The organism is Rhizobium sp. R634, from assembly GCF_002211305.1.
Taxonomy (GTDB): Bacteria; Pseudomonadota; Alphaproteobacteria; order Rhizobiales; family Rhizobiaceae; genus Rhizobium.
This window is the reverse complement of record NZ_LOKW01000026.1, coordinates 61714-86477: the sequence shown is the minus strand read 5'-3', so window position 1 is coordinate 86477 and position 24764 is coordinate 61714. Positions and strand designations below refer to the sequence as shown.

23 protein-coding genes are annotated in these 24764 nt (G+C 62.1%); 2 read left to right on the top strand and 21 right to left on the bottom strand.

Annotated features, from left to right (window positions below):
- Positions 1-10 precede the first annotated feature (10 nt).
- From yjfF to pcsA, 10 genes are all read right to left on the bottom strand, one after another.
- Positions 11-979: a galactofuranose ABC transporter, permease protein YjfF gene (gene yjfF / locus ATY77_RS25765; protein WP_088689402.1), complete on the bottom strand. Its 969-nt coding sequence runs from the start codon at positions 977-979 to the stop codon at positions 11-13.
- Complete coding sequence (locus ATY77_RS25760) at positions 976-1989, bottom strand: ABC transporter permease (protein ID WP_088689401.1); 1014 nt, start codon at positions 1987-1989, stop codon at positions 976-978. The genes yjfF and ATY77_RS25760 overlap by 4 nt, the downstream gene beginning before the upstream one ends.
- On the bottom strand, positions 1986-3509 hold the full coding sequence (ytfR, locus tag ATY77_RS25755; protein WP_088689400.1) for a galactofuranose ABC transporter, ATP-binding protein YtfR: 1524 nt from the start codon (positions 3507-3509) through the stop codon (positions 1986-1988). Before ytfR ends, ATY77_RS25760 begins: the two co-directional genes overlap by 4 nt.
- Before the next feature lie 120 nt (positions 3510-3629).
- Positions 3630-4592, bottom strand: a complete 963-nt coding sequence (ytfQ, locus tag ATY77_RS25750; RefSeq protein WP_088674048.1) for a galactofuranose ABC transporter, galactofuranose-binding protein YtfQ — start codon at positions 4590-4592, stop codon at positions 3630-3632.
- Positions 4593-4733: 141 nt separating this feature from the next.
- Positions 4734-5810: a BMP family ABC transporter substrate-binding protein gene (locus tag ATY77_RS25745; protein ID WP_088689399.1), complete on the bottom strand. Its 1077-nt coding sequence runs from the start codon at positions 5808-5810 to the stop codon at positions 4734-4736.
- A gap of 53 nt (positions 5811-5863) precedes the next feature.
- Positions 5864-6784: an ABC transporter permease gene (locus tag ATY77_RS25740; protein ID WP_088689398.1), complete on the bottom strand. Its 921-nt coding sequence runs from the start codon at positions 6782-6784 to the stop codon at positions 5864-5866.
- Complete coding sequence (locus tag ATY77_RS25735) at positions 6781-7866, bottom strand: ABC transporter permease (protein ID WP_088689397.1); 1086 nt, start codon at positions 7864-7866, stop codon at positions 6781-6783. Before ATY77_RS25735 ends, ATY77_RS25740 begins: the two co-directional genes overlap by 4 nt.
- On the bottom strand, positions 7856-9424 hold the full coding sequence (locus ATY77_RS25730; RefSeq protein WP_088689396.1) for an ABC transporter ATP-binding protein: 1569 nt from the start codon (positions 9422-9424) through the stop codon (positions 7856-7858). The genes ATY77_RS25735 and ATY77_RS25730 overlap by 11 nt, the downstream gene beginning before the upstream one ends.
- 39 nt (positions 9425-9463) lie before the next feature.
- On the bottom strand, positions 9464-10444 hold the full coding sequence (locus tag ATY77_RS25725; protein ID WP_088689395.1) for a quinone oxidoreductase: 981 nt from the start codon (positions 10442-10444) through the stop codon (positions 9464-9466).
- Between the two features lie 9 nt (positions 10445-10453).
- Positions 10454-11182: a phosphatidylcholine synthase gene (gene pcsA / locus ATY77_RS25720; RefSeq protein WP_088689394.1), complete on the bottom strand. Its 729-nt coding sequence runs from the start codon at positions 11180-11182 to the stop codon at positions 10454-10456.
- A 342-nt stretch (positions 11183-11524) separates the two neighbouring features.
- Between pcsA and ATY77_RS25715 the strand changes: the two genes are divergently transcribed.
- Positions 11525-12337, top strand: a complete 813-nt coding sequence (locus ATY77_RS25715; protein WP_004673785.1) for a ferredoxin--NADP reductase — start codon at positions 11525-11527, stop codon at positions 12335-12337.
- 50 nt (positions 12338-12387) lie between these two features.
- Here ATY77_RS25715 and ATY77_RS25710 read toward each other — a convergent pair whose 3' ends face one another.
- The 6 genes from ATY77_RS25710 to ATY77_RS25685 form a co-directional block, all read right to left on the bottom strand.
- Positions 12388-13002 carry a GntR family transcriptional regulator gene (locus ATY77_RS25710; protein ID WP_088689659.1) on the bottom strand — a complete coding sequence of 205 codons (615 nt, stop codon included), beginning with the start codon at positions 13000-13002 and terminating at the stop codon, positions 12388-12390.
- Positions 13003-13108: 106 nt separating this feature from the next.
- Positions 13109-14311, bottom strand: a complete 1203-nt coding sequence (locus ATY77_RS25705) for an ABC transporter permease (RefSeq protein ID WP_088689393.1) — start codon at positions 14309-14311, stop codon at positions 13109-13111.
- Positions 14301-15017: an ABC transporter ATP-binding protein gene (locus ATY77_RS25700; protein WP_088689392.1), complete on the bottom strand. Its 717-nt coding sequence runs from the start codon at positions 15015-15017 to the stop codon at positions 14301-14303. The genes ATY77_RS25705 and ATY77_RS25700 overlap by 11 nt, the downstream gene beginning before the upstream one ends.
- Before the next feature lie 12 nt (positions 15018-15029).
- Positions 15030-16319, bottom strand: a complete 1290-nt coding sequence (locus ATY77_RS25695; protein ID WP_088689391.1) for an efflux RND transporter periplasmic adaptor subunit — start codon at positions 16317-16319, stop codon at positions 15030-15032.
- A 159-nt stretch (positions 16320-16478) separates the two neighbouring features.
- Positions 16479-16853, bottom strand: coding sequence for a GFA family protein (locus tag ATY77_RS25690; RefSeq protein WP_088689390.1), 375 nt, complete (start codon positions 16851-16853; stop codon positions 16479-16481).
- 8 nt (positions 16854-16861) lie between these two features.
- A complete protein-coding gene (locus tag ATY77_RS25685; protein WP_088689389.1) occupies positions 16862-17071 on the bottom strand; it encodes a hypothetical protein in 210 nt (69 codons plus the stop codon).
- A 381-nt stretch (positions 17072-17452) separates the two neighbouring features.
- On the opposite strand from ATY77_RS25685, the gene ATY77_RS25680 reads away from it, so the two are divergent.
- Positions 17453-17635, top strand: a complete 183-nt coding sequence (locus ATY77_RS25680) for a hypothetical protein (RefSeq protein ID WP_004673791.1) — start codon at positions 17453-17455, stop codon at positions 17633-17635.
- Positions 17636-17688: 53 nt separating this feature from the next.
- Here the strand turns inward: ATY77_RS25680 and ugpC are convergent, their stop codons facing one another.
- The 5 genes from ugpC to ATY77_RS25655 form a co-directional block, all read right to left on the bottom strand.
- The gene (gene ugpC, locus ATY77_RS25675) at positions 17689-18768 is read right to left on the bottom strand and encodes a sn-glycerol-3-phosphate ABC transporter ATP-binding protein UgpC (protein ID WP_088689388.1); all 1080 of its coding nucleotides are present in this window, start codon (positions 18766-18768) and stop codon (positions 17689-17691) included.
- An 18-nt stretch (positions 18769-18786) separates the two neighbouring features.
- The gene (locus tag ATY77_RS25670; protein WP_088689387.1) at positions 18787-19836 is read right to left on the bottom strand and encodes a carbohydrate ABC transporter permease; all 1050 of its coding nucleotides are present in this window, start codon (positions 19834-19836) and stop codon (positions 18787-18789) included.
- Complete coding sequence (locus ATY77_RS25665) at positions 19833-20870, bottom strand: sugar ABC transporter permease (protein WP_088689386.1); 1038 nt, start codon at positions 20868-20870, stop codon at positions 19833-19835. The genes ATY77_RS25670 and ATY77_RS25665 overlap by 4 nt, the downstream gene beginning before the upstream one ends.
- 11 nt (positions 20871-20881) lie before the next feature.
- Positions 20882-22141 carry an ABC transporter substrate-binding protein gene (locus tag ATY77_RS25660; protein ID WP_088689385.1) on the bottom strand — a complete coding sequence of 420 codons (1260 nt, stop codon included), beginning with the start codon at positions 22139-22141 and terminating at the stop codon, positions 20882-20884.
- 65 nt (positions 22142-22206) lie between these two features.
- A complete protein-coding gene (locus ATY77_RS25655; RefSeq protein WP_088689384.1) occupies positions 22207-24729 on the bottom strand; it encodes a hypothetical protein in 2523 nt (840 codons plus the stop codon).
- Positions 24730-24764: the final 35 nt, after the last annotated feature.

Sequence of the window (24764 nt, the reverse complement as noted above, 5' to 3'; positions counted from 1 at the left end):
CCCGCCTCCCCTAGGCATACCTCTTGTTCAGACTGGAAAGGAACAGGATGGCTTTCTGCATCAGGATGAACGCAAAAAGCAGAAGGCCGATCAGAATCTTGGTCCACCAGCTCGACAACGTGCCGTCAAAGGTGATGTAGGTCTGAATGAGCCCCTGGATCAGGATACCGATCAAGGTTCCCGCCACAAATCCCGCTCCTCCCGTCAGCAGCGTCCCCCCAATGACGACCGCCGCGATAGCATCGAGTTCGACGCCAACTGCCGCAAGAGAGTATCCGGCAGAGGTGTACAGCGAAAAAACGATTCCGGATAGGCCCGCCAGAAAGCCCGACAGCGCATAGATCTGGATCGTCGTGCGTCCCACAGGCACGCCCATCAGCCGGGCCGTCTGCACGCCGCCGCCGAGCGCATAGACATTGGTTCCAAAGCGGGTGCGGTGGGCGATGAAGATGCCGGCCGCGAAAACCAGAAGCATGATGGCGCCGATCAGCGTTAACCGGCCGCCCCCGGGCAGACGGTAATAGAGGCTCGTCAGCGTGGAATAATACTCGTGATCGATCGGAATGCTGTCGATGGAGAGCACGAAGGCAATGCCGCGCGCCAGGAACATGCCGGCAAGCGTGACGATGAAGGCCGGCATTTCGAGATAGTGGATGATTGCCCCCATGACGGCGCCGAAGGCGGTGGTGATCACGAGGACGAGCGCGAAGGCGAGCAGCGGATGGATCGCGGTCTTCTGCAGGATGACCGCGAGGAAGACGCCGGTGAAGGCGATGACCGAACCGATCGACAAATCGATGCCGCCGGAGATGATGACGAAGGTCATGCCGACCGCGGCAATCCCGAGGAAGGCGTTGTCGGTCAGGAGATTGCCGATGACGCGCGTCGACAGCATGTTCGGATATTGCAGCGTGCAGCCGGCATAGGCGAGCACGAAGATGACGATTGTCGCAAGCAGCGGCAGATATTTGGAGTTCATTTCGGCTGCTCCCTTCCGCCCTGCCGGCGGCTGGCGAAGATGGCGAGCGACTGCACCGCCGGAGACTGGATGAAGAGGATCACGATGATGATGACGGCCTTGATGATCAGGTTGAATTCCGGCGGGAAACCGGAGGACAGGATGCCGGTATTCACCGCCTGAATGATCATCGCGCCGATCAGCGATCCAAGAATGCTGAACCGCCCGCCAAGCAGCGAATTGCCGCCGACCACCACCGCCAGAATGGCGTCGAGTTCCAGCCAGAGGCCGGCATTGTTGGCATCGGCGCCCTTGATGTCAGCCGCAACGATGATGCCCGCGATCGAGGCGCAAAGGCCGCTCAGCATGTAGACGGCCATCAGCAGCACCGGCGTCTGAATGCCCGAAAGCGTGCTGGCGCGGCGGTTGATGCCGACTGCCTCGATCAGCATGCCGAGCGCCGTGCGGCGAACGAGCAGGATGACGAGCAGGCCGACGAGCAGCCAGATGACGACAGGCATCGGCAAGAGGGCCATGGAGCCGCTGCCGAAGAAGATCAGGCCGTCATCGTTGAAGGTCAGGATGGCGCCTTCGGTGATGAGCTGGGCGATGCCGCGACCGGCGACCATCAGCACCAGGGTGGCGATGATCGGCTGGATATTGAGCACGGCCACCAGGAAACCGTTCCAGACGCCGCAGGCAATGCCGATGGCGAGCGTTAGGACAACGGTGTAGGTGACTGAATTTCCTGATACAATCGACGATGCGGCAACCGCGCCGCAAATGGCGATGACTGCACCGACGGACAGGTCGATCCCCTTGGTGGCGATCACCAGCGTCATGCCGATCGCCAACAGCGCCACCGGTGCACCGCGGTTCAGCACGTCAATCAGGCTGCCGTAAAGGCGTCCATTTTGAACCACAACATTAAAAAACTGGGGCGACGTTATGAAATTCAACAGAAGAATGATAACGAGCGCGATCAATTGCGGCGCCAGGCGATAGACCAGCGCGTTCCGGGAGGATTTCATGCGTCCTCCGTCTTGTGTTCGGCGGCGGCAATCGCATCGACGATACCGGCGGCCGTGATGCGCTCGCCCGTGAGTTCGGCGATATGCTGCCTGTCGCGGAGCACGATGACACGTGAGCTATAAGCGACAAGCTCTTCAAGTTCCGAGGAAATTACGATCAATGACATGCCTTCGGCGCAAAGCTGTTCGATGAGCCGGATGATTTCGGCATGGGCGCCGACATCGATACCGCGGGTCGGCTCGTCGAGGATGAGAAATTTCGGATTGGTCGCCAGCCAGCGGGCGAGGATCGCCTTCTGCTGGTTGCCGCCGGAAAGCAGCCGGATCGGCTTTTCGCGGTCGGTGGTGCGGATATCGAGCGCCTTGATGTAGCGATCGGCCAGTGCATTCTGTTCGGCGCGCGAGAGCGGCCGCGTCCAGCCGCGGCGCGCCTGCAGTGCAAGCGCGATGTTTTCCCGGATCGACAGGTCGCCGACGATGCCATCGGTCTTGCGATCCTCGGGGCAAAAGCCGAAACCCTTTTCGATTGCTGCGCGCGGGCTGGAAAGCGTCGCCGGCTGGCCATCGATCGTGGCACTGCCGCTGTCGGCATGTTCGATGCCAAAGAGCAATTCGGCGGTTTCGGTGCGGCCGGAACCGAGCAGGCCGGCAATGCCGACCACCTCGCCTGCGCGCACATCAAGATCGAAGGGTTTGACCTTGCCGCGTTTGCCGTAGCCTGCGAAACGATATCTGATATCGCCGGCCGCGAGGCTGTGTTTCCTGACCGTTTCTTCGGCCTGCGCCAGTTCACGGCCGAGCATCATGGCGATCAGGCCTTGGCGCGGCAGATCGGCGGCTTCGCGGGTGCCGACCAGCTTGCCGTTGCGCAGCACGGTGATGCGATCGCTGATCGCATAAACCTGCTCGAGAAAATGCGTGATGAAGACGATGCCCAGTCCGCGCTTCTTCAAATCCTCGATGATGCGGAAAAGCAGCGCCACTTCCTGATTGTCGAGGCTGGCCGTCGGCTCGTCGAGGATCAGCACCTTGCCGGAGAGATCGACGGCGCGGGCGATGGCCACAACCTGCTGGACTGCGACGGAGAAGCGGCTGAGTTCGGCGGTGACGTCGATATCGATGCCGTAGCCGGCAAGCAGTTCGCGCGCCTTGCGGTTCATCGCGCGCACGTCGGTCATGCCGAAACGCCTTGGCTGGCGTCCGAGAAAGAGATTTTCGGCGACGCTCAGATTGGAAAGGAGGTTGACCTCCTGGTAGACCGTGCCGATGCCGAGCTTCTGGGCGGCGAGCGTATTGGCCGGATTGATTTCCTGGCCGTCCAGCATCAGGCTGCCTTCGTCACGATGGTAGGCGCCGGTAATGCATTTGATCAGCGTCGACTTGCCGGCGCCATTTTCGCCGAGAAGCGCGTGCACCTCTCCCTTGCGAAGGGTGAAATCGACCTTGTCCAGCGCCACCGCGCCGGGAAAGAATTTCGATATTCCGGAAGCCGCGAGAATATTCTCGAAATTGTGAACCATGAGGGCTGCTGTTTCCTGATATTGCGCCTTGCGCCTGTGCCAGGGCCGGACATGATGCCCGGCCCGACATCGGCAGTTCCGCACCGGTCCATGATGGGCCGGTGCGGTTCCAGGTTCAACTCAGTAGCCCTGGCTCTTCTTCTCTTCGTAGACCTTCATCGGCTCGTCAGCAGGCGTGTAGAGCTTGGATTCGGTCTGGATCCACTTCGCCGGAGCCTTCTTGTCCTTGAGATAGGCTTCGAGCGCATCGAAAGCCGGACCTGCCATGTTCGGCGTCAGTTCGACCGTGGCATTGGCTTCGCCTTCCGACATGGCCTTGAAGATATCGGGCACAGCGTCGATGGAGACGACGAGGATGTCCTTACCGGGCTTCAGGCCAGCTTCCTTGATCGCCTGGATGGCGCCGACGGCCATGTCGTCGTTATGAGCGTAGAGAGCGCAGATATCCTTGCCGCCATTCTCGGCCTTCAGGAAGCTTTCCATGACTTCCTTGCCCTTGGTGCGGGTGAAGTCGCCGGTCTGGCTGCGAACGATCTTGAGGTTATCGTGGCCTGCAAGAGCTTCTTCGAAGCCCTTCTTGCGGGCGATGGCGGGCGAGGAACCGGTCGTGCCCTGGAGTTCGACGACGTTGCACTTCTTGTCGCCGACATTCTTCACCAGCCAGTCGCCGGCAACCTTGCCTTCGTGAACCAGATCGGAGGTGACCGCCGTCAGGTAGAGATCGTCGGGAGCCTTGATGGTACGGTCGAGAAGAATGACCGGAATATTGGCTTCCTTGGCTTCCTTCAGAACGTCGTCCCAGCCGGTTTCGACAACGGGAGCGACGAGGATGGCATCGACGCCCTGAGCGATGAAGGATCGCAGAGCCTTGATCTGATTTTCCTGCTTCTGCTGCGCATCGGCAAACTTCAGATCGATGCCGCGCTTTTCAGCCTGCTGCTTCGTCACGGTCGTTTCAGCCGCGCGCCAGCCCGATTCCGAGCCGATCTGCGAGAAGCCGACGGTGAGGCCGGCGGCCGAAGCCGAACCGAACATGCAGGCAGCCAGAATCGTGGCACTCAAAAGTGCAGTCTTCAATTTCATGATTTCCTCCCAATGCCGCATCTCGCGGCGCAGGGTCAAAAAATCATATAGTATTACTTTTGTAAATCAGAATCTTTGCATGCACTGCAGCAAAAAAGGGCGCCCCAGGGAGCGCCCTTCGCACCTGCGAATTGATGCAGCTTATTGCGCCGGAAGCTTGTCGTCGACGCCTTCGACGTAGAAGTTCATGCCGAGCAGCGTGCCGTCATCGGCCTTCTCGCCGGCCTTCAGCCAGGGCGTGCCGTCCTGCTTGTTGATCGGACCGGTGAAGGGGTGCAGCTCGCCCGACTTGATCTTGGCTTCGGTTTCCTCGGCCATCTTTTTCACGTCGTCAGGCATGTTGGTGTAGGGCGCCATCTTCAGGATGCCGTCCTTCAGGCCGTCCCAGCTCTGCTCGGACTTCCAGGTGCCGTCCAGAAGGGCGTGAACGCGCTTGGAGTAATAGGTACCCCAGGTATCGACGATCGCTGTCAGCTGCGCCTTCGGGCCAGCTGCGATCATGTCGGATGCCTGGCCGAAGGCGTGGATGCCACGTTCTTCGGCCACCTGCATCGGCGCCGTCGTGTCGGTGTGCTGCGTCAGCACGTCGACGCCCTGATCGACCATCGCCTTGGCGGCATCGGCTTCCTTGCCGGGATCGAACCAGGTGTTGACCCAGATGACCTTCAGCTTGAAGCTCGGATCGACCGACTTGGCGCCCTGCTCGAAGGAGTTGATGCCCATGACCACTTCCGGAATCGGGAAGGAGGCGATGTAGGCGGCACCGTGATTCTTCGAGGTCTTGGCGGCGATCTGGCCGAGGATGTAGCGGCCTTCGTAGAAGCGCGAATTATAGGTCGCCAGGTTGGGGCCGGACTTATAGCCGGTGCCGTGCTCGAACTTGACGTCCGGGAACTTGGCGGCGACCTTCACGGTCGCATCCATGAAGCCGAAGGACGTCGTGAAGATCAGCTTGCAGCCGGAGCGCGCGAGGCGTTCGATGGCGCGCTCGGCATCCGGGCCTTCAGGCACGTTTTCGAGGTAAGGCGTTTCGATCTTGTCGCCGAATTCGGCCTGAACCTGCTGACGGCCGAGATCGTGCGCCTGCGAATAACCGCCATCGGTGTGCGAACCGACATAGACGAAGCAGACCTTCGTCTTGTCCGCGGCCTCTGCGGCGGAGGAAAGGCTGATCACGGCGGCAGCCGAGGCGGCGAGTGCAAATGCGAATTTCTTCATGGTGACCCCTGTTGGTTTGAAGTTATTCCGGAAACCCGTCCTTATGTTCTTCTTTATCGCTCCGGCACGAAGGCTTTTCCAAGCGACGCGGGCGTGTTGATCAACGTCGTGCGCCGATTATGGGAAATGATGATGAGAACCACAATAGTCGCGGCATAGGGCAGCATCGAGAGGAACTGCGCCGGAATACCGAGACCGAAGGCCTGCGCGTGAAGCTGCAAAATGGTGACCGCGCCGAAGAGATAGCCGCCGGCCAGAACCCGCCACGGCCGCCAGGAGGCGAACACCACCAGCGCCAGCGTGATCCAGCCGCGGCCGGCCGACATGTTTTCAGCCCATTGCGGAGTATAGACGAGCGAAAGCTGAGCACCGGCCAGACCGGCACAGGCACCGCCGAACATGACCGCGAGATATCGCGTGCGGATGACGTGAATGCCGAGCGCATGCGCCGAGCCGTGATTATCGCCGATGGCTCTCAGCTTCAGGCCGGTGCGGCTGCGGAACAGAAACCAGCTGACGCCGATAACGAGCGCGATCGACAGATAGAAGATCAGATCCTGCCTGAAAAGCACAGGGCCGACGAGCGGAATATCCGACAGAACGGGAATGACGATCTCTTCCAGCCGGACGCCTGGCACGCTGACATAGGCCTCGCCGAACATGCCGGACGCGCCAAGGCCGAGAAGGGTGAGCGCCAGCCCCGTCGCCACCTGGTTTGTCACCAGCGTCAGCGTCAGGAAGGCGAACAGAAGCGAGAAAAGCGCACCAGCCGCGATGCCGCAGATGATCCCGGCATAGGGCGAGCCTGACATCTGCGCACCGGCAAAAGCGGCGACCGCACCCATGATCATCATGCCTTCGACGCCGAGGTTCAGAACGCCCGAGCGCTCCGTCACGAGTTCGCCGAGAGCAGCGATGACGAGTGGCGTCGAGGCGGTTATGACGGTCAGGAGAATGGCTTCGAAGATGCTCATGCCGCCCCACCCCTTACCCGCGACCAGACAATGCGGATTTTGTAATAGATCAACGTATCGCAGGAGAGCACGAAGAAGAGCAGAAGGCCCTGGAAAACGCGGGTGACCTTGTCGGAGACGCCGAGCGAAAGCTGCGCGGCCTCGCCGCCGAGATAGGTCAGCGCCAGCACCAGGCCCGATGCAATGATCCCGAGCGGGTTGAGACGGCCGAGGAAGGCGACGATGATGGCGGTGAAACCGTAGCCGGGCGAGATGGCCGGCTGCAGGTGGCCGATCGAGCCGGAGACCTCGGCTATCCCGGCAAGCCCGGCAAGAGCGCCGGAGAAGAGGAAGCTGAACCAGATCATCTTCTTCGAGGAGAAGCCGGCGAAGCGCCCTGCCCGCTCCGACTGGCCGAGCACGACGATCTCGAAGCCCTTCAGCGTATAACGCAGCATGAACCAGACGCCGATCGCCGCGACGATGGCGAAGATGAAGGCCCAATGAGCGCGGCCCGACTCCTCCCAGATCGCCGGCAGCACCGCTTCCGGCGCAAAATCGCGCGAGACCGGGAAGTTGAACCCTTTCGGATCGCGCCAGGCGCCCCGGATCAGCCAGTCGAGGAAGAGCTGGGCGATATAGACCAGCATCAGCGACGTCAGGATCTCGTTGGTGTTGAAATGCGCCTTCAAGAGCGCCGGGATGGCGGCGAAAAGCGCTCCACCGAGCGCGCCGAGGACGAGCATCAGCGGCAGGACGAGCGGCGAATGCCAGTCGTAAAAGACGATCGGCAGATAGGAGCCGGTAATGGCGCCGATGGTGAACTGGCCTTCGGCGCCGATATTCCAGTTGTTCGAGCGGTAGCAGACGGCAAGGCCGACAGCGATCAGTATCAGCGGTGCCGCCTTGATCGCCAGCTCATGCAGCGACCAGACCTCGAGCAGCGGCTCGACGAAAAAGGCATCCAGCGCCTCGACCGGGTCCTTGCCGAGCATGGCGAACATGATGGCGCCGAAGGCAAGCGTCAGGACAAGGGCCAGCAGCGGCGAGACGAAGCCGAAGAGCGTCGAGACGTCGGGCCGTTTTTCAAGTTCAATGCGCATGGGCTGCCTCCGCGGCAGAACTGCTCTCATGCAGGCCGCCCATCAGCAGGCCGATTTTTTCGCGCGTCAACTCGCCCGCCGGGAACGGCCGGGAAAGGCGGCCTTCGGAGATGACGGCGATATCGGTCGCGACCTCGAAGATCTCGTCGAGATCCTGGCTGATGACGACGACGGCCGAACCGCTTCTGGCGAGATCGACCAGGGCCTGGCGGATGCGGCTTGCCGCCCCGGCATCCACACCCCAGGTCGGCTGGTTGACGACGAGCACCGCCGGCTGGCGGTCGAGCTCGCGGCCGACGATGAATTTCTGCAGATTGCCGCCGGAGAGCGAGCCCGCAGCCGGATCCTCGCCGCTCTTGCGGACATCCATCGCTTCCGAAATGCGCCTGGCAGCGGATTTCACCGCACCGTGGCGGATGATGCCGAGCAGGCCGAGAAACGCCTTGCGATCCGACTGGCTGCGGGCAAGGACGAGATTGTCAGACAGTTTCATGGCCGAGACCGCGGCGTGGCCATGGCGCTCCTCCGGCACGAAACCGGCGCCGAGAAGACGGCGGGCGGTGATGCCCTGATTGCCGACAGGTCTCTTACGGATCACGATTGCCTCGGCCGACGCGACCGGATATTCGCCGGAGAGAGCATCGAAGAGCTCGCTCTGTCCGTTACCTGCCACACCGGCAATGGCGAGAATCTCGCCTGAGCGTACAGCCAGGGAAACATCGCGCAACGGCATGGCGAAAGGCGTGCGGGCGGCGACGGAAAGATTGGCGACGGCAAGCTGCACCTCGCCTTTGTCGCTGCGCTCCGGATGCGTAACGGCGGCCACCTCGCTGCCGACCATCATGCGGGCGAGCGAGGCAGGCGTTTCCTGCTTCGGATCGCAGGCGCCGGTCACACGGCCATGGCGCAGCACGGTCGCCTGGTCGCAAATGCGCTGCACCTCTTCAAGACGATGGCTGATATAGAGAACCGAACGCCCCTCCGCCCGCAGCTTGAAGAGGGTTTCGAACAGCTTGTCGGCCTCTTGCGGCGTCAGCACCGAGGTCGGCTCGTCGAGGATGATCAGCTTCGGGTTCTGCAGGAGGGCGCGGACGATCTCGATGCGCTGGCGCTCGCCGACCGAGAGATCGGCGACATGGGCATGCGGATCGAGCGGCAGGCCGTAAGCAACGGACAACGCCCTCGCCTCTTCGACGATCCTATCGATAGGGATGGCGTCATCGAGCGACAGCGCGATGTTTTCAGCGACCGTCAGCGCCTCGAACAGGGAGAAATGCTGAAAGACCATCCCGATGCCGAGCTTGCGGGCCTCGCCGGGCGATGTGATCGAGACCGGCCTGCCCTGCCAGAGAATTTGCCCGTCCGTCGGCTCCAGGACACCGAACAGCATCTTCACCAGCGTCGATTTGCCTGCGCCGTTTTCGCCGAGAAGCGCGTGAATTTCGCCCGGCGCTATATCGAGATCGATTTGATTGCAGGCGGCAAAGCCGCCGAAGAACTTGGTCAGCTTCTGGACCGATAACAACGCACCGGAATCCGGCACATTCAATGGCGACACGTTCCCCTCATTTCTTCTGCCAACCGGTCCGTTCGGATCTCATGGAATCAGCAGCGTCGTTCCTGTTGTTTTTCTTGTTTCCAGATCCGCGTGAGCCCGCCCAACCTCACGCAGCGGATAGGTTTGATTGACATTGATACGCACTTTGTTGCTTTGCACAACATCAAATAGCGCTTTCGCACTGTCGATCAGTTCCTGGCGCGCGGCGATATAGGTGAAGAGGGTCGGGCGCGTCGCAAAGAGCGAACCTTTCTGGGCCAGCGCCGACAGGGTGAAATTCTCGATCGGCCCGGAGGATTGGCCGAAAGAGGCAAAAAGCCCGCGCGGCTTCAGGCAGTCGAGCGACTGTGGAAAAGTATCGCGGCCGATCGAATCATAGACCACGTCGACGCCCTTGCCGCCGGTGATCTCCCGGACGCGCGCGACGAAATCTTCGCTCTTGTAGTTGATCACGTGATCGTAGCCATGGGCGAGCGCCAGACCGACTTTGTCTTCGGAGCCCGCCGTGCCGATGACGGTGGCGCCGAGCGCCTTTGCCCACTGGCCGGCGATCAGCCCGACGCCGCCGGCCGCGGCATGGAACAGGAGCACCGTCTCGGGGCCGACCTTGAAGGTGCGGTTGAGCAAATATTCGGCGGTCATGCCCTTGAGCATCATCGCCGCCGCCGTTTCAAGCTCTATGCCGTCGGGCACATGCACCAGATGGCGCGCCTCGATATTGCGCTCGGCGCTATAGGCGCCGTCGGCGCTGGCATAGGCGACACGGTCGCCGATCTTGAAATCCGCAACACCGGGCCCGACCGAGGTCACGGTGCCGGCGCCCTCCTTGCCGGTGACGAAGGGCAGATGCGGCGCCTTATAGGTGCCGTTGCGAAAATAGACGTCGATGAAATTGAGGCCGATCGCCGCCTGGCGGATCTGCACCTCGCCTGCCGAGGGCGGCGGGAGCTCGACTTCGACATAGTCGAAAACCTCCGGACCGCCTGTCCTGGAGAATGAAACCGCCTGTGTTTTTGTCATTTGCCTGTCCTAAGCTTTGCGTCCGAGGGCGGGGAAGAATTGCAGCACCGCGCCGATAACGTAAAGATAGATTCCGGTGACGATGAAGAGAATGAGAGCCCATTCCGGCGTTTCGAAATGCATCAGCAGCGAATAGACGCCAAGCGCCGACCACAGCAGAAAAATGCCGAGATTGAGTGGCCGCAGTCGCTTGACGCGCACCGGATGCAGAAAATTGATCGGCAGGAAGGTCAGCACCACAGAAACGGTCACGACGATGAGTGCGGTGGTTGCGCTGGCATCGATGACGAACAGCGTGAAGACGATCATGTTCCAGACGACAGGAAAACCGGAGAAGAAATACTCGTCCGTCTTCATGCCCATATCGGCATAATAAATGGCGCTGGAGACGACGATCATGCCGGCGGCGACAAAGGACCATGGCTCGCCGATCATGCCGCTCTGATAGAGCGCAAATGACGGCAGCAGCACATAGGTGACGTAATCGATAATATTGTCGAGCGTATCCCCGGACCAGTTCGGCAGCACTTCTTTGACGCGCACCTTGCGGGCGATCGGACCGTCTATGCCGTCGACGAGAAGAGCAAGGCCGAGCCACCAGAACATGTCGATGAAGCGATGCTCTGCGGCGGCCACGACGCCCAGAAATGCGAGGAAAGAACCCGATGCCGTCAGGATATGGACGGAAAAGGCGCGCATCTCCGCGTAAGGAACACGCTTGTAATTGAAAATCTTCATATTCCCCCGACCGCTCTGTCGCGCTCGCCCCGGCAAGCGTCTTTCGCCACGATCGCCAGACCCCGTCTCTGAATCGGGCTCGACGTCGTAGGTCTTTGTTGTCGCACCGTTTTTTCCGAAAACCGGCATCCGGCCCCGGCGCGCCGCTCTAATATGCATCCTTTGCCGGGCTTCGCCAGCGGGAAATGTGACATTCGCCACAGGCCATTGAATCCTGACAATGACATGCATATTTCCCTTCAGGAGCGCTGCGTGGAATGGAATGCCTTTAATTTCGGCCGGATATGTAATATCTGCCTCGCATCCGATCAGTTCATCGACGAAACGGGATCCTCTACCGCAATGAACGCGCCTGCAAAGACCGAAGACTTCGCCTCGTCCATCCCCGCCGGCGTCTACGCCGAGACGGTGCTTGCCGTGACGCATTATACCGACCGGCTCTTTCGTTTCACGATGACCCGGCCGCAGGGCTTCCGTTTCCGTTCCGGCGAATTCGCGATGATCGGCCTGATGGTCGAGGGCAAGCCGGTCTTCCGCGCCTATTCGATCGCGAGCCCTGCCTGGGCCGAAGAGCTCGAATTCTTCTCGATCAAGGTGCCGGACGGTCCCCTCACCTCGCATCTGCAGGCGATCAAGCCGGGCGACCAGGTTCTGATGCGCAAGAAGCCGACGGGCACGCTGGTGCTCGATGCGCTGACGCCAGGCCGCCGTCTCTACATGTTTTCGACGGGAACGGGCGTTGCGCCTTTCGCCAGCCTGATCCGCGATCCGGAAACCTATGAGAAGTTCGAGGAAGTCATCCTCACCCATACGACGCGCGACGTCGCCGAATTGAAATACGGCTTCGACCTCGTGCACGAGATCCAGAACGACGAGCTGCTGAAGGAAGTCGTTGGCGACAAGCTGCGCCATTATGCGACCGTCACGCGCGAGGATTTCGAATATCGCGGCCGCATCACTGACCTCATCTCCTCGGGCAAGCTGTTTACCGATCTCGGCGTGCCGCCGCTCGATCCGGCGATCGACCGCGGCATGATCTGCGGTTCCTCGGCCATGCTGAAGGACACCAAGGAACTGCTCGAGCAGGCCGGCCTGAATGAAGGCGCCAACAGCAAGCCCGCGGAATTCGTCATCGAGCGCGCTTTCGTCGGCTGAGATCTTTCCGACGATCAGATCTGACAACGGCTCCGGAAACGGGGCCGTTTTTATTTGTGGGCGAGATAGTCGATCAGCACCGCCATGTCGGCGCGCGCCTCCTCCGCCTTGCCCTGATGGATGGCGCGGATGACGGCGACATGCAGCGCGATGGCGCGGTCCATGCGTTCCGAACTTGCGGTGGAGTACCACAAACGGCGGGAATGCGTCTGTACCGGGCCGAGCGCTGCCATGATGAAGCCGTTCGGACAGGCATCCTCAAGAATTTCGTCGAAGGCCTTGTCGGCGGCGAAGAAGCCGGCGAGATCGCCGGTCACGGCGCAATCATCCATTGCCCGGGCGCAATCGATGAGACACGCACGCTGTTCGTCCGTCGCATGTTCGGCGGCAAGGCCTGCGGCGATCGGCTCCAGCTCGCGGCGCACCTGCATGACATTGGCGTGATCCTCGGGCGCGATCTCGGCAACCTGCAGCCCGACACGCGGCTTCACCAGAATCAGGCCCTGCCAGGCCAGCTTCTGGATCGCCTCGCGCACCGGCGTGCGCCCATGGCCAGCCATATCGATCAGCTGCTTTTCGGTGACGAGCGCTCCGGGTTTCAGCGCCAGCGTGACGATCAGATGCTCCAGCGCCAGATAGGCAAGATGGCTCTGTGAAGTCTGCATGCCGAAATCCGTCGTCCAAAACTGATATATCACATAGTGGCACGCCGAAAAATTCAAGGCAAGCCATAGGTGGCCACCGGGCCTCGCTGAAAATCGGCCGAGTATCTCACTCGTGCCGAAGCGCCTCGATCGGGTTGAGCTGGGCCGCTCGTCTTGCCGGGAAATAGCCGAAGATCATGCCGATTGCGGCGGAGAAGAGGAAGGCGACGGCGATCATCATTGGGCTGAAGACGAAGGGGACCTTCAGGAGCGTGACGGCGCCGAAGCCGAGGGTCAGGCCCAGTAGGATACCGGTGATGCCGCCGAAGAGAGACAGTGCCACGGCTTCGACCAGGAACTGGGTGAGCACCTGGTTTTCGAGCGCGCCGATCGCCAGCCGGATGCCGATCTCGCGGGTGCGCTCGGTGACGGAGACCAGCATGATGTTCATGATGCCGATGCCGCCGACGAGCAGGCTGATGGCGGCAACCGCGCCGAGCAGACCGGTCAGGAGCGTCGTCGTGCCGGTCATCGCCTCGGCGATCTGCGTCATGTCGTTGACGTTGAAATCGTCCTGGCGGCCCGGAATGATCTTGCGGCGTTCGCGCAGGAGATTCTCGACGTCGGATTGAACTTTGGCGGTCGACACGCCGTCGCGCGCTGAGATGACGATGGTCGGCACGTTGGAGCTACCGCTGATGCGCCGCTGAAAAACCTTCACCGGCATGATCACGACGTCGTCCTGATCGTTGCCCATGCCGGACTGGCCGCGCTTCGCAAGCACACCGATGACGGGGCATGAGACCTTACCGACGCGGATCTGCTGGCCGATCGGATCGGCAGCGCCGAAGAGCTGCTCGCGCACCGTCCCGCCGATAATGCAGCGCGACTGGCCGCGCTCCTCGGGCGGCGTGAAATTGCGCCCGAGCGTCAGGCTCCAATCCTGGGCCACGAGATAGTCGTTGGTCGTGCCGTAGACCGTGGTGGAATGGTTTTGCCCGCCGAAGATGACCGTCGCCGTCGACTGATTGGCGGGCGCGACCGCCCGCAGGCCGGAAACCTGATCGCGGATCGCCGCCACATCCTTGAGCGAGAAGCGCCGTGCCTCGGAACTCGCGCGGCCGGGGCCGAACTGGCCGGGACGCACGAACAGCATGTTGGTTCCGAGCCGCGATAGCTCGGTCGAGACCTGCGCGGTGGTGCCGTTGCCGATCGTCACCAGTGCGATGACCGCCGCGACGCCGATGACGACGCCGAGCACGGTCAGGAAGGAGCGCAGCAAATTGCGGCTGATGGCGCGCAGGGCGAGCTTCAGCGTCTCAAAGAACATGATCCGCCCTCCTCCGGTGCTCGAGCTCAGTCTCCAGCTTGCCGTCGACGAAACGCAGCAGCCGCTGGGCATAGCCGGCGATATCGGGCTCGTGGGTCACCATGACGATGGTGATGCCCTGCTCGCGGTTCAGCCGCGTCATCAGATCCATAATTTCGACGCTGGTTTTCGTGTCGAGATTGCCGGTCGGTTCGTCGGCGAGCAGCAGCGCCGGCTCGGTGACGATGGCGCGGGCGATGGCGACGCGCTGCTGCTGGCCGCCTGACAGTTCCTGCGTCTTGTGATGTTCGCGGCCTGACAGGCCGACCAGCGCCAGGGCTTCCCGCGCCCGCTCCCGCCGCTCGCGTACCGCCATGCCGCGATAGATCAGCGGCAGCTCGACATTCTCGACCGCCGAAGTGCGAGAGAGGAGGTTGAAGCCCTGGAAGACGAAACCGAGCATGTGGCGGCGTAGGAGCGTCAGCTGGCTACGGTCGAAACCGCTGGTCGGGATGCCCTGGAAGATGTAATCGCCGCCGCTCGGCACATCGAGGCAGCCGAGGATGTTCATCGCCGTCGACTTGCCGGAGCCTGATGGCCCCATGATCGCGACGAATTCATGGGCGTTGATGGCAAGGTTGACACGGTCGAGCGCACGGATCGCCGCCTCGCCCTCACCGTAGATTTTCGAGACCTGCCTGAATTCGATGAGCGGCGGGCTTGCCATCCGTGTCTCCGCCTAGTTGGTCCGCACCGTGGCATCGATCACCAGCGCGTCGTTTTCCTTGAGTTCGCCGGAGACGACCTGGGTGAACTGGCCATCGGAAGACCCCACCTGAATGACGACGGGCGTGGGGCGGCCGTTGCGCAGCACCCAGACGCGGCGCTCGGCGCCCGTCAGCGCCGGACCGGCATTGCGGCGCTGGCGCGGCGGACCGAAGAGGCCGAAAATGCCGCGGGCGCGCGTTTCGGTCTGCTGCGGAGCATAACGCAGCGCGCTGTTCGGCACCATTAGCGTATTCTTGACGGCCTCGACGGTGATATCGGCCGTCGCCGTCATGCCGGGGCGCAGCAGCAGATCGGCATTGTCGACGGAGAGTACCGCCTTGTAGGTCACGACATTGTTGACCACTTCGGAAGCAAAACGGATCTGCTCGATCTCGGCCGGAAAGGTCCGGTCCGGATAGGCGTCCACGGTAAATTTCGCCTTCTGGCCGACCGCGATCTGGCCGACATCGGCCTCGTCGACATCGACCTGCAGCTCCATCTTCTTCAGGTCGCCGGCGATCGTGAAGAGGACCGGCGCCGAAAGCGAGGCGGCGACCGTGGCGCCCGGGTTGACGGAGCGGGTGAGGATCACGCCGTCGATCGGCGAGACGATCTTCGCCTTGGCGAGATTGACCTCGGCAAGCTGCAGATCTGCCTCCGAGGCCAGGACCTCGGCTTCGTTGATCTGTTTGGCGGCAACGGCGGAATCATATTTGTAGGTGGCGTCGTCGAGGCTCTGCTGCGTGGAGACATTGCTCCGGACCAGGCTCTTCAGCCGCTCGAGCGAGGTGCTGGCCGATTCCAGATCGGCATTGGCCTTGGAGACGTTCGCCTTGGCCGAATTGAGCTTGGCGCGTGAGCTCTTCACGTCCGCCTCGAGTTTGTTGGTGTCGAGCAGCGCCAGCACATCGCCTGCCTTGATCGAGCTGTTGTAGTCGACGTTGACGTCGCGGACCGTGCCGGAAAGCTCGCTCGATATATCCACCTGCTCCGTCGGCTGCACCGAGCCGGTGGCAGTGACAAGCACCGTCAGGTCGCCGCGTTTTGCCGGCTGGGTGGCATAACTCATTTCGCTTCGTCCGCGGCCCATATAGGCATAGGCAGCGATTGCAGCGGCGGCGATGACGACGAGGAGGATAAACAGCCGCCCGCGCCAGCGGCGGCGCTTGCCCTGTTTGCCCGACGCGGCAAGAACCGCGGCGAGGTCGGGCGCTGCGCCAGCCTTTGCTCCGGTTTCGTTGCCGCTTACGATTTTGTTCATGTCGTCCTCGATCAGTCAGTCGCCGCCTCGGCCCGGCAGCGAAATAATCACACTGCAGATGAACCGACGATTAGCGTGCCGCCGAACTGGCACGGAATTGCGGATGGGGGAAATGAAATATTGGTAAGAAAAGTCAAGTTTCGGCAGGGCGAGCGCCCGTCAGTCCGAATCCTGGTCAAATTGGCCGGCGCCGGGCAAAGGATGCAGCCATGGTTCGCGCCGTTTGATCCAGATCTCAGTATCGGGCGCAAGGTCGGTCGGCGGATTGTCGAGGGATCCAAGGCGGATTTCAGCCGCGGCCTCCTGGAGACAAAAAAGTCTGCTGCCGCAGATGGGGCAGAAGCTGCGGCCGGAGAAGGTGGCGATCTCGCCGCTGTGAGAGAAAGCCTGGCGCGGCCAGACGGCAAAGAAGACGAAGGCCGAGCCGCTGGATTTGCGGCAATCGGCGCAATGGCAGAGACCAACGCGAAGAGGCTCGCCTTCCACCCTGTAGGCGACCGCCCCGCAAAGGCAGCTTCCGGTTCGGATCTTCATCGGAGCCGTCAGCCGTCCGGGCTGGTCGGCAGGCCGGGCGGACGCCGCTTTGCCGCCATCAACAGGTCGAGCTCGGTGGCCGATGGGCCGAATTTTTCGTAAAGCCGCTTCGCCTCCTTGTCGTCGAGCCGGTATTTTCTCGCGAACTCGCCAATGCTGTAGGGGCGGCCACGCAAAACTCTCCGCGCCGGGGTCGCCGTGTTCGGTGCGTCGGTCATGCTTTCCTCCTTTCATAGGTGCTTTGTAAGCTAGAGCAGCCTGTCCAATTGAAAAGAGCCCGCAGGTCCTACTGGGCGTTGCGACGCGAAGGGATCAGCTTGATTTTCCTGGAACCTTCGGCCGAAAGCCGCATTCCCAAATCGAGGTTGCGGACCGCGCCAAGCGGACGCGGCGGTGCTGGAGAACACCGGGATTTTTCCGCTTTCTTCCGGTGGCCAACGAAATGGCAGACGAGCTCCCTACCCGCCCGGTTCGCTTCCTCATCCCAATGTTTCGACAAGAGATCACGAAATATTAAAATGGGGAACGCATGTGCCGAAGTGAGGTTCTTTCCATCGAGGTCGACGTGGCCTCAGTTGAAAAAACCAAGGAGAAACCAGATGGCCAACCAAGGTGGAACCCACGAACAGCACGTCAAAGCCGGGCAGCAGAGTCACAAGAACGACTCCAACACCCGCAGCGCCTCATCAGGCGGCCGTGACGCGCAGTCCAGCGGAACCCGCGGCGGCAGCCATGAACAGCATGTAAAGGCTGGTCAACAAAGCCACAAGAACAGCCACTAACGCTGTCTGATATGAAAATTCGGCCCGCGCTTCGGCGCGGGCTTTCTTTTGCCTCATGACACGCGCCGTCCATCCTCGCCGAAGAGATGCAGCACCGCCGGATCAAGGCGCAGCGGCAGGCTGTCGCCCGATTTCACCCGCTGTTGGCCGGCAAAGACCGCGATCAGTTTCTTGCCGGCCGCTTGCACGTGGACGACGGTCTCGGAACCCAGTTCCTCGACAAGAATGACGCGCGTGTCCAGCCGGCTTGCGGCAGCCGCATCGGCCAGGGTGACGTGCTGCGGGCGGATGCCGATGCTGACCCTCTCGCCTGCCGGGCGCGTCTCCCCGGCGATGACCGACAGACGGTGGCCGCCGACGGTTTCGACCTCGGCAAAACCGTTCTCGTGGCCGATGATCGAGCCCTCGAGGAAATTCATGTGCGGCGCGCCGATGAAGCCGGCAACGAAGCGGTTGGCCGGATTGTTGAAGAGTTCGAGTGGCGTTCCCACCTGTTCGATCCGGCCGCCTCTGAGCACCACGATACGGTTTGCAAGCGTCATTGCCTCGACCTGATCATGGGTGACGTAGATCATCGTCGCCTTCAGCCGCGCGTGAAGAGCGGCAAGCTCGGCGCGCATGGAGACGCGCAGTTCGGCGTCGAGGTTGGACAGCGGCTCGTCGAGCAGGAAGGCATCCGGCCGGCGGACGATGGCGCGGCCGATGGCGACACGCTGACGCTGGCCGCCGGAGAGCTGGCCCGGGCGGCGCTGCAGGAAAGGCTCGATCTCCAGCATGCGGGCGGCATCAGCGATGCGCGCTTCGATCTCGGCCTTCGCCACCTTGGTGTTTTCGAGACCGAAGGCAAGATTTTCCCGCACGCTCATATGCGGATAAAGCGCATAGGACTGGAAAACCATGGCGAGGCCGCGGTCGGCAGCGCCAATCGCGGTGACATCCTTGCCGTCGATGAGAATGTTGCCGCCGGTGGGCTTGTCCAGGCCGGCAATCAGACGCAGCAGCGTCGATTTCCCGCAGCCGGACGGGCCGACGAAAGCCACGAACTCGCCATCGTTGACGGCAAGCGAGACATCGCGGATGACCTCGACGGAGCCGAAATTCTTGACGATGTTCCTGAGCTCGAGCCCGCTCATACACTCTCCTGTTTCATATTATTTCAGTCCGGAGCCGGCGATACCCGTGGTGATGAAGCGCTGCAGGAAGACGAAGATCAGCACCACAGGGATCATCGAGACGACGGTCATGGCAAGGATATAGTGCCATTGCACATTCAGCTCGCCAGCATAGACGTTGAGGCCGACCTGCAGCGTGTAGAGCTCTTTGCGCGAGAGCACGATCAGCGGCCAAAGGAAGTCGTTCCAGCGCCAGACGACCGAGAAGATCGCCAGCACCGCCAGTGCCGGCGCCGACAGCGGCAGGATGATGCGCCAGTAGATCTGCCATTCGCTGGCCTTGTCCATGCGCGCCGCGTCGATCAGTTCGTCGGGAATGGTCAGCATATATTGCCGGAGCAGGAAGACGCCCGTCGGGGTGGCGACCGTCGGCAGGATGACGCCCCAGAGGCTGTCGAAGAGGTTCAGCGTGCCGATGACGGAATAGAGCGGCACGACGATGACCGAGAGCGGCACCATCAGCGTCGCCAGGATCATCAGCATCACGGCAGTGCGGCCGGGGAACTGGTATTTCGAGAGCGCAAAGGCCGCCATCGAATTGACGAGCAGCGTTATGGCCGTCGCGACGACCGTCACGAAGACGGAGTTGCGCAGGAACAGGAAGAAATCGAAGCGTTGGAACGGTTCGGTGTAGTTGCCGGCGGCGAATTCGACCTCGCGCACCGGCGTGCGGTCCTTGATGTTGACCTTGACGATTTCGCCGGGCTGTTTCGGATCGACCATCTGGCCGATAATGCCGATACGGCGGACTTCGGCGAGCACGCGGCTGCTGCCGTCAGGCATGGTCACGTTGTAGAGCGGCAAGGGTTTGTCGTGGCCCGGCACGACGGCCTGCTCGGTGACATAGGGCAGCAAGGACGGCGGGAATTCGGCAAGCGCGGCCGGCGTCTTGAAGGAGGAAAAGACCAGCCAGACCGCCGGTCCGAACATCAGGAAAACACCCGAGACCAGCCAGATCCAGGTGACCACGTCAGTCCAGTGCCAGCCGCGGCCGCGGCGGCGCAGCAGGAATGCTCCGACCGCGCTCATTGGCGTGTCCCCCTCTTCTCATTTCGGCTGCTGGCCCCAAGCTGGATGAGCGTCAGAATGACCAGCACGATGCCCATCAGGATCGAGGCCGCCGATGCAAGCCCGGGATTGCGCAACGAACTCGCAAAACCGGTCTCGTAAATATATTGGGTGATGTACATGGTGCTGGTGCCCGGCCCGCCGCCTGTGAGAACGAAGACCTCGTCGAAGATCTGCACGGCGCGGATCAGCGCCAGCACCAGCACGACGATGAGGTTCGGCATCAGCAGCGGCAGGGTGATGCGCCGGAAGATGCGGGTCGGGCTCGCCTTGTCCATCGCCGCCGCCTCGTAGAGATCTTTCGGGATCGCCTGCAGGCCGGCGAGCAGGATCAGCGCGTAAAAGCCCATATGCGCCCAGACCGATACGAAGACGGCGAAGAAGAAGGCCCAGAAACGATCGCTGAGCCAGGAGAAGGGCTCGAAGCCGAAGGGGCTCAGCGCATAATTTAACAGGCCTTCCCGCTGCAGTATCCATTTCCAGATCAGGCCGACGACGACGGGCGACAGAAGCACCGGAAAGAAGAAAACCGCGCGCCAGAAGCCGCGATTGGAAAGCTCGCGGTTGAGGATCAGGGCCGTGGCCAGCGCCGTGATCAGCATCGCGGTCACCTGGAAGAGGACGAAGACGGCGGTGTTGCGCACCGCCGCCCAGAAAGTGTCGGCCGCGCAGGTCGACGGATCGAGATAGCTGCCGCAGTCGAAGAGAATGCGGTACTGGTCGGCGCCGACATAGGTCCTGTTCGGAAGGAAAATGGCGCTGCCGCTGGTCGTCGAATAGATGAAGTTGATGACCAGCGGCAGGAGCACGAAGACGTTGAAGATCAGCATGTTGGGCGCCAAGAAGACGCCCGCCATGCCGTTCAGTCCCGTCAGCTTCTGCCAGGCGCGCATGGGAATATCGACCATCCCCATGACGAGACGGACAGGAGCGCGAAGCGCCTGCCGCAGACCGGCTTTCGCCGGCGGTTCGGTGGAAACCGTCTTCAACGCCATCCGTTCTTCCGTCAGTTGCCTGCGACCTTGGCCTTGATGTCCTCGTCGATGCGGGCATAGGCATCGTCGAGCTTCATCTCGCCGGCGATCACCTGGCTGATGCGGGCGACGATGGCGCTGTAATAGGCGTCCGACCACTTCCAGCCCGGCAGCTTCATGGCAGGTGCCGCCGTCTGAGGGGCTGCTTCGACGAAGGCTTTCAGCGCGGCCTGCACATGCTGGTTGTCGGTTTTGAACTCCAGCTGGCCGGAGGCCACGCCCTTATGCGCCGGAATGAACAGGCTGCGCTCGGCGAATTCCTTCTGCACCTCGGCGCTTGCCAGGTAATCCATCACCTTGGCGACATCCTTCGGGTTCTGGGTGTATTTGATTGCGACCAGGCCCGCCCCGCCCTGCATGCCGCTGCAGGCGACCGTGCCGCAAGGGCTTCCCGCCATGACCCAATCGAAATTGTCGCCGATCTTCTGGGCGAAGGCCGAAACCTGCCAGCTGCCGGAGTAATAATAGGCAAGACCGCCATTGATGAAGTCCTCGGCCGCGGCGCGATAGGTGGTGCCGGCGGCGCTGACCCATACATCCTTGTTGATCGTGCCATCCTCGTTCCACTTGACGAAGCGGCTGAGGAAATCCTTCGAGCCCTGGTCGATCGGCGCCGGCTTGCCATCGGCAGCGATGTAATTGGCGCCGTAAGAAATGTTCGGGCCGGAGACGCGGTGGCCGGAGCGGTCGATCGCCATGGCGAAGACCTTCTGGCTGTCTGCGACCTTCTTGGCAGCTGCTGCCCAGTCGTCCCAAGTGGCCTTCGGGCCGGGAATTTCGACGCCGGCCTGTTCGAAGAGCGTCTTGTTGACGAAGCCGCCTGTCAGCGTCAGCTGCGTCATGAAGCCGGTAATGGCATTCGAGCCGTCGGGACGCATCCAGTCGGCCTGGGCGCCGAAATTGTCGTCCCAATATTTCGCATCGGCAAGCAGCGGGCGAAGATCAAGCCAGTGCTGTGCCTGCGCCTTCAGATTGGTGACGCGGGCAATGTCCGGCCCCTTGCCGGCTTCGAGCTGCACCGGCAGCTGCTCTTTCACGACATCGTAGGAAACCTCGTCGAGGATGACGTTGACATCGGGATTGGCCTTGGAGAAGCGCGACAGCAGGTCCTTGATCACCTCGCCTTCGCCGCCATCGGAATACCACATGATGCGCACGTCGCCGGCGTGGGCGGCGACCGAACTCAAGAGAACCGCAGCCAAAGCCGCGCCGATCGATTTCATTCTGGTCATTTTCTCCTCCTCCTGACCGATGAATTGCTATGGGCGGCCGGTCCTCCTCCTGCCGGACATGCCGTCTACGAGGCCGCGCGCCGAGGCTGCCTGCCCGGTATCTGAAGATGTACCGCGTCTCCTCGAACCGACCAGTCCGATGGACGAAGAATACGGCCCTCGGCTCGCACGGTTCCCTCCTGCTCGAAGACGACCTGACCATAATCGGGATCGACGATGATCAATGCGCCTTCGTCGTCGCGGCGGGCTGCGAGCCCGGCAAAACGCGCCCGCATGCCATCGAGGCCGTCTTCGCGGCCGAGATCGGAGAGACGGACGATCCAGCGGCCCTTGCGGCCGGAGAGCCGCAGCTCGACATCCGTCGTCGGGCCGTGCTTCACCGGATCGAGCGGCCCGTTGCCGATCAGCATCGCCAGCCCATCGCCGGAGCGGGCGAGTGCCACATTACCGTCGACCACCGTGTCGTCGAAGGCTTCGAGCGGGAACCACGCATGGGTGAAATCCGGCTGCCCCTCATGAATATCGAAATCGAGGATCGCCAGATCACGATATTGATGCACGCGCGGGAGCGTTCCGCAGCCGCCCCAGAAGCTCGGCCGGCCGTAACCGAACTGGATGGTTTCGCCGGGATGGTTGATCCAGATCTGCGCTTCCGGCCGGTTGCCCAAGCGCAGATGCAGCACCGTCTCCTGATAGCCCCAGGCGCCAGGGCGATAATGCGCGATGGTGCCGAGCGCGGTGTCGCGTGTCTTGTAGTGGTAGAGGGCAGCAAACCGGTTCTCGCCCTGGGAGAAGCTCCACTCCTGCGCCTCGGCGGTATCATGCGCAGCGATCGCAGCAAGGCTTTCGGGAAATTGCAGGCCGTGGTCTCGGATGCAGACGGCAAGCTGCGGCAGCGCGTGCACGCGCCGGCCATACCAGCCGCGGCCCCAGAGCAGACGGGCGATGGCGGAGAGTTCGACAGAGCGGCCGGGCCGCAGCGTATGTTCGTAGGAGCGGCCCTGGCTGCCGGTCAGCATGCCGTGATGGGCCGAGCGGGCGACGATCTCCATCAGGCGAATGATGCTGGCATTCGCGCGGGCGCGGATCGTCTCATCCGGCGCGCAGGCGGCAAGCGCCGTCAGACCTTTGAGGTCGATCGGGAAATAGGGAACGGAATTCCACTCGGCCATTTCCCAGCGCTCGAAATGATCGAGCCAGGCGCGGACACGCTCTTCGCCGACCTTCATCTGCTCGGTGCCGGTGCGGCCGGAACGGACGAAAATGGCATCGGGGAAAAGCCTGCCGCCGAGATAGGCGGCGGTGTGGAAGAGCAGCGCGTGGTTTTCCGAAAAATACCACTGAACGTCGTTGCCGGGCTCGTCCATCCAATAGCGGTAATTGAGAACGGCGTGCTCGATCTTGCCGCGCAGTTCCGGCGACAGCAGATCGCTCCAGCGCGTATAGGCAAACAACAGCGGCACCAGCACAAAATCGGCGCAGTCGTGGCAGTCTTCGATGATGGGTAGCATGGCCGAGATCATCGCCTCGGTCTCCTCGCCGCCCTGCCCCAGCGCAAGACGGGCGAAAGCGCAGACCGTGTCGGGCTCGGAATGGGCGGCGACCTCGGCAAGCGCCTCGGCGACGCGGTCCGCCAGGGCGGCAGGCGCAGGCCCCTGGCGGTCGGGATGACAGATCTCGACGCCGAGCGTGCGGCCGAGCGACAGCGCGCCAGTCTTGAAAGTGATGCGGAAATGGCGGAAATCGGCCGGCATGCGTGCCGAGGTTCCGAGTTCCAACTTGGTCGTGCCCTTCTCCAGCGCAAAGTCATAGTCGAAGCGCTCGGTCGACATGAAGTCGCCTTCGATCTCGACATGACAGCTCAGCGCTAGCGGCAGCGGCGCGGGGAAGAGGATCGTCACATCCTCGCCGAGATAGGCTGCGCGGTCGAAGCGCATGCCTTCGAGGATCGCCTCCAGCCCACCCGCAGCATCGGCGGCGATCGGCACGGGGACCGATGTCTCGACCTCCGGTCCATCGAGATAGTCCAACTGGAAATAGAAGCGGGCATCGCGTTCGGCGAGGTCGTCAAAATAGATGCGGATCTCGTTGAGGCCAGCGACAAGCTCCACCTCGAAGATCTGCTGGGCTTCCAGATTGCGCTCGTAAGGCGCCATGAAGCCCTGTTCGCGGCCGTTGACGAGGAGGATGGCGCCGCCGCAGGTCGACAGGCGAAGCTTGGCCGGCCCGGCAGTCGGGGTATCGAGGAAGGTGCGCGCCCAGCAGCCGATGCGCGTCGGGCGAAACCAGAAGCCGGAGAGATCGACACGCGGCGAGGCAAAGGGAAGCCACCAGCGGACGGCTTCGAATTCGGTGATCGGTTTCGGTGTCAGGCCGGCGAAGGACGCTTTGAATTCGGTGCGGCAAGGATATTCATGCGGGATGAAATTCTTCGTCTTGGTGACGAAGAAGAAGGGATCCATCCTGCCTTCCATCGGGCGATCGGCGACGTCGTAGCGTGCCTGCGAGAGATGGCCGAGCTGCCAGTAGACGATCGGGCTCTGTTTCGGGGTCTTACGACGGATATGGGATTGCTGAGCGGCGGCCATGTTTCAGCCCGCTTGAACCTGAAGACAGCAGGCGA

Bases quoted from the DNA above. Each gene is read 5' to 3' on its own strand.
- ATY77_RS25740 (WP_088689398.1), bottom strand. From the start codon at position 6,784: ATGAGCATCTTCGAAGCCATTCTCCTGACCGTCATAACCGCCTCGACG.
- ATY77_RS25710 (WP_088689659.1), bottom strand. From the start codon at position 13,002: ATGCAGACTTCACAGAGCCATCTTGCCTATCTGGCGCTGGAGCATCTG.
- ATY77_RS25735 (WP_088689397.1), bottom strand. From the start codon at position 7,866: ATGCGCATTGAACTTGAAAAACGGCCCGACGTCTCGACGCTCTTCGGC.
- ATY77_RS25685 (WP_088689389.1), bottom strand. From the start codon at position 17,071: ATGACCGACGCACCGAACACGGCGACCCCGGCGCGGAGAGTTTTGCGT.
- ATY77_RS25695 (WP_088689391.1), bottom strand. From the start codon at position 16,319: ATGAACAAAATCGTAAGCGGCAACGAAACCGGAGCAAAGGCTGGCGCA.
- ATY77_RS25705 (WP_088689393.1), bottom strand. From the start codon at position 14,311: ATGTTCTTTGAGACGCTGAAGCTCGCCCTGCGCGCCATCAGCCGCAAT.
- ATY77_RS25665 (WP_088689386.1), bottom strand. From the start codon at position 20,870: ATGGCGTTGAAGACGGTTTCCACCGAACCGCCGGCGAAAGCCGGTCTG.
- ytfR (WP_088689400.1), bottom strand. From the start codon at position 3,509: ATGGTTCACAATTTCGAGAATATTCTCGCGGCTTCCGGAATATCGAAA.
- ATY77_RS25670 (WP_088689387.1), bottom strand. From the start codon at position 19,836: ATGAGCGCGGTCGGAGCATTCCTGCTGCGCCGCCGCGGCCGCGGCTGG.
- ATY77_RS25715 (WP_004673785.1), top strand. From the start codon at position 11,525: ATGAACGCGCCTGCAAAGACCGAAGACTTCGCCTCGTCCATCCCCGCC.
- ATY77_RS25655 (WP_088689384.1), bottom strand. From the start codon at position 24,729: ATGGCCGCCGCTCAGCAATCCCATATCCGTCGTAAGACCCCGAAACAG.
- ATY77_RS25760 (WP_088689401.1), bottom strand. From the start codon at position 1,989: ATGAAATCCTCCCGGAACGCGCTGGTCTATCGCCTGGCGCCGCAATTG.
- ugpC (WP_088689388.1), bottom strand. From the start codon at position 18,768: ATGAGCGGGCTCGAGCTCAGGAACATCGTCAAGAATTTCGGCTCCGTC.
- ATY77_RS25660 (WP_088689385.1), bottom strand. From the start codon at position 22,141: ATGACCAGAATGAAATCGATCGGCGCGGCTTTGGCTGCGGTTCTCTTG.
- ATY77_RS25725 (WP_088689395.1), bottom strand. From the start codon at position 10,444: ATGACAAAAACACAGGCGGTTTCATTCTCCAGGACAGGCGGTCCGGAG.
- pcsA (WP_088689394.1), bottom strand. From the start codon at position 11,182: ATGAAGATTTTCAATTACAAGCGTGTTCCTTACGCGGAGATGCGCGCC.
- yjfF (WP_088689402.1), bottom strand. From the start codon at position 979: ATGAACTCCAAATATCTGCCGCTGCTTGCGACAATCGTCATCTTCGTG.
- ytfQ (WP_088674048.1), bottom strand. From the start codon at position 4,592: ATGAAATTGAAGACTGCACTTTTGAGTGCCACGATTCTGGCTGCCTGC.
- ATY77_RS25700 (WP_088689392.1), bottom strand. From the start codon at position 15,017: ATGGCAAGCCCGCCGCTCATCGAATTCAGGCAGGTCTCGAAAATCTAC.
- ATY77_RS25690 (WP_088689390.1), bottom strand. From the start codon at position 16,853: ATGAAGATCCGAACCGGAAGCTGCCTTTGCGGGGCGGTCGCCTACAGG.
- ATY77_RS25745 (WP_088689399.1), bottom strand. From the start codon at position 5,810: ATGAAGAAATTCGCATTTGCACTCGCCGCCTCGGCTGCCGCCGTGATC.
- ATY77_RS25680 (WP_004673791.1), top strand. From the start codon at position 17,453: ATGGCCAACCAAGGTGGAACCCACGAACAGCACGTCAAAGCCGGGCAG.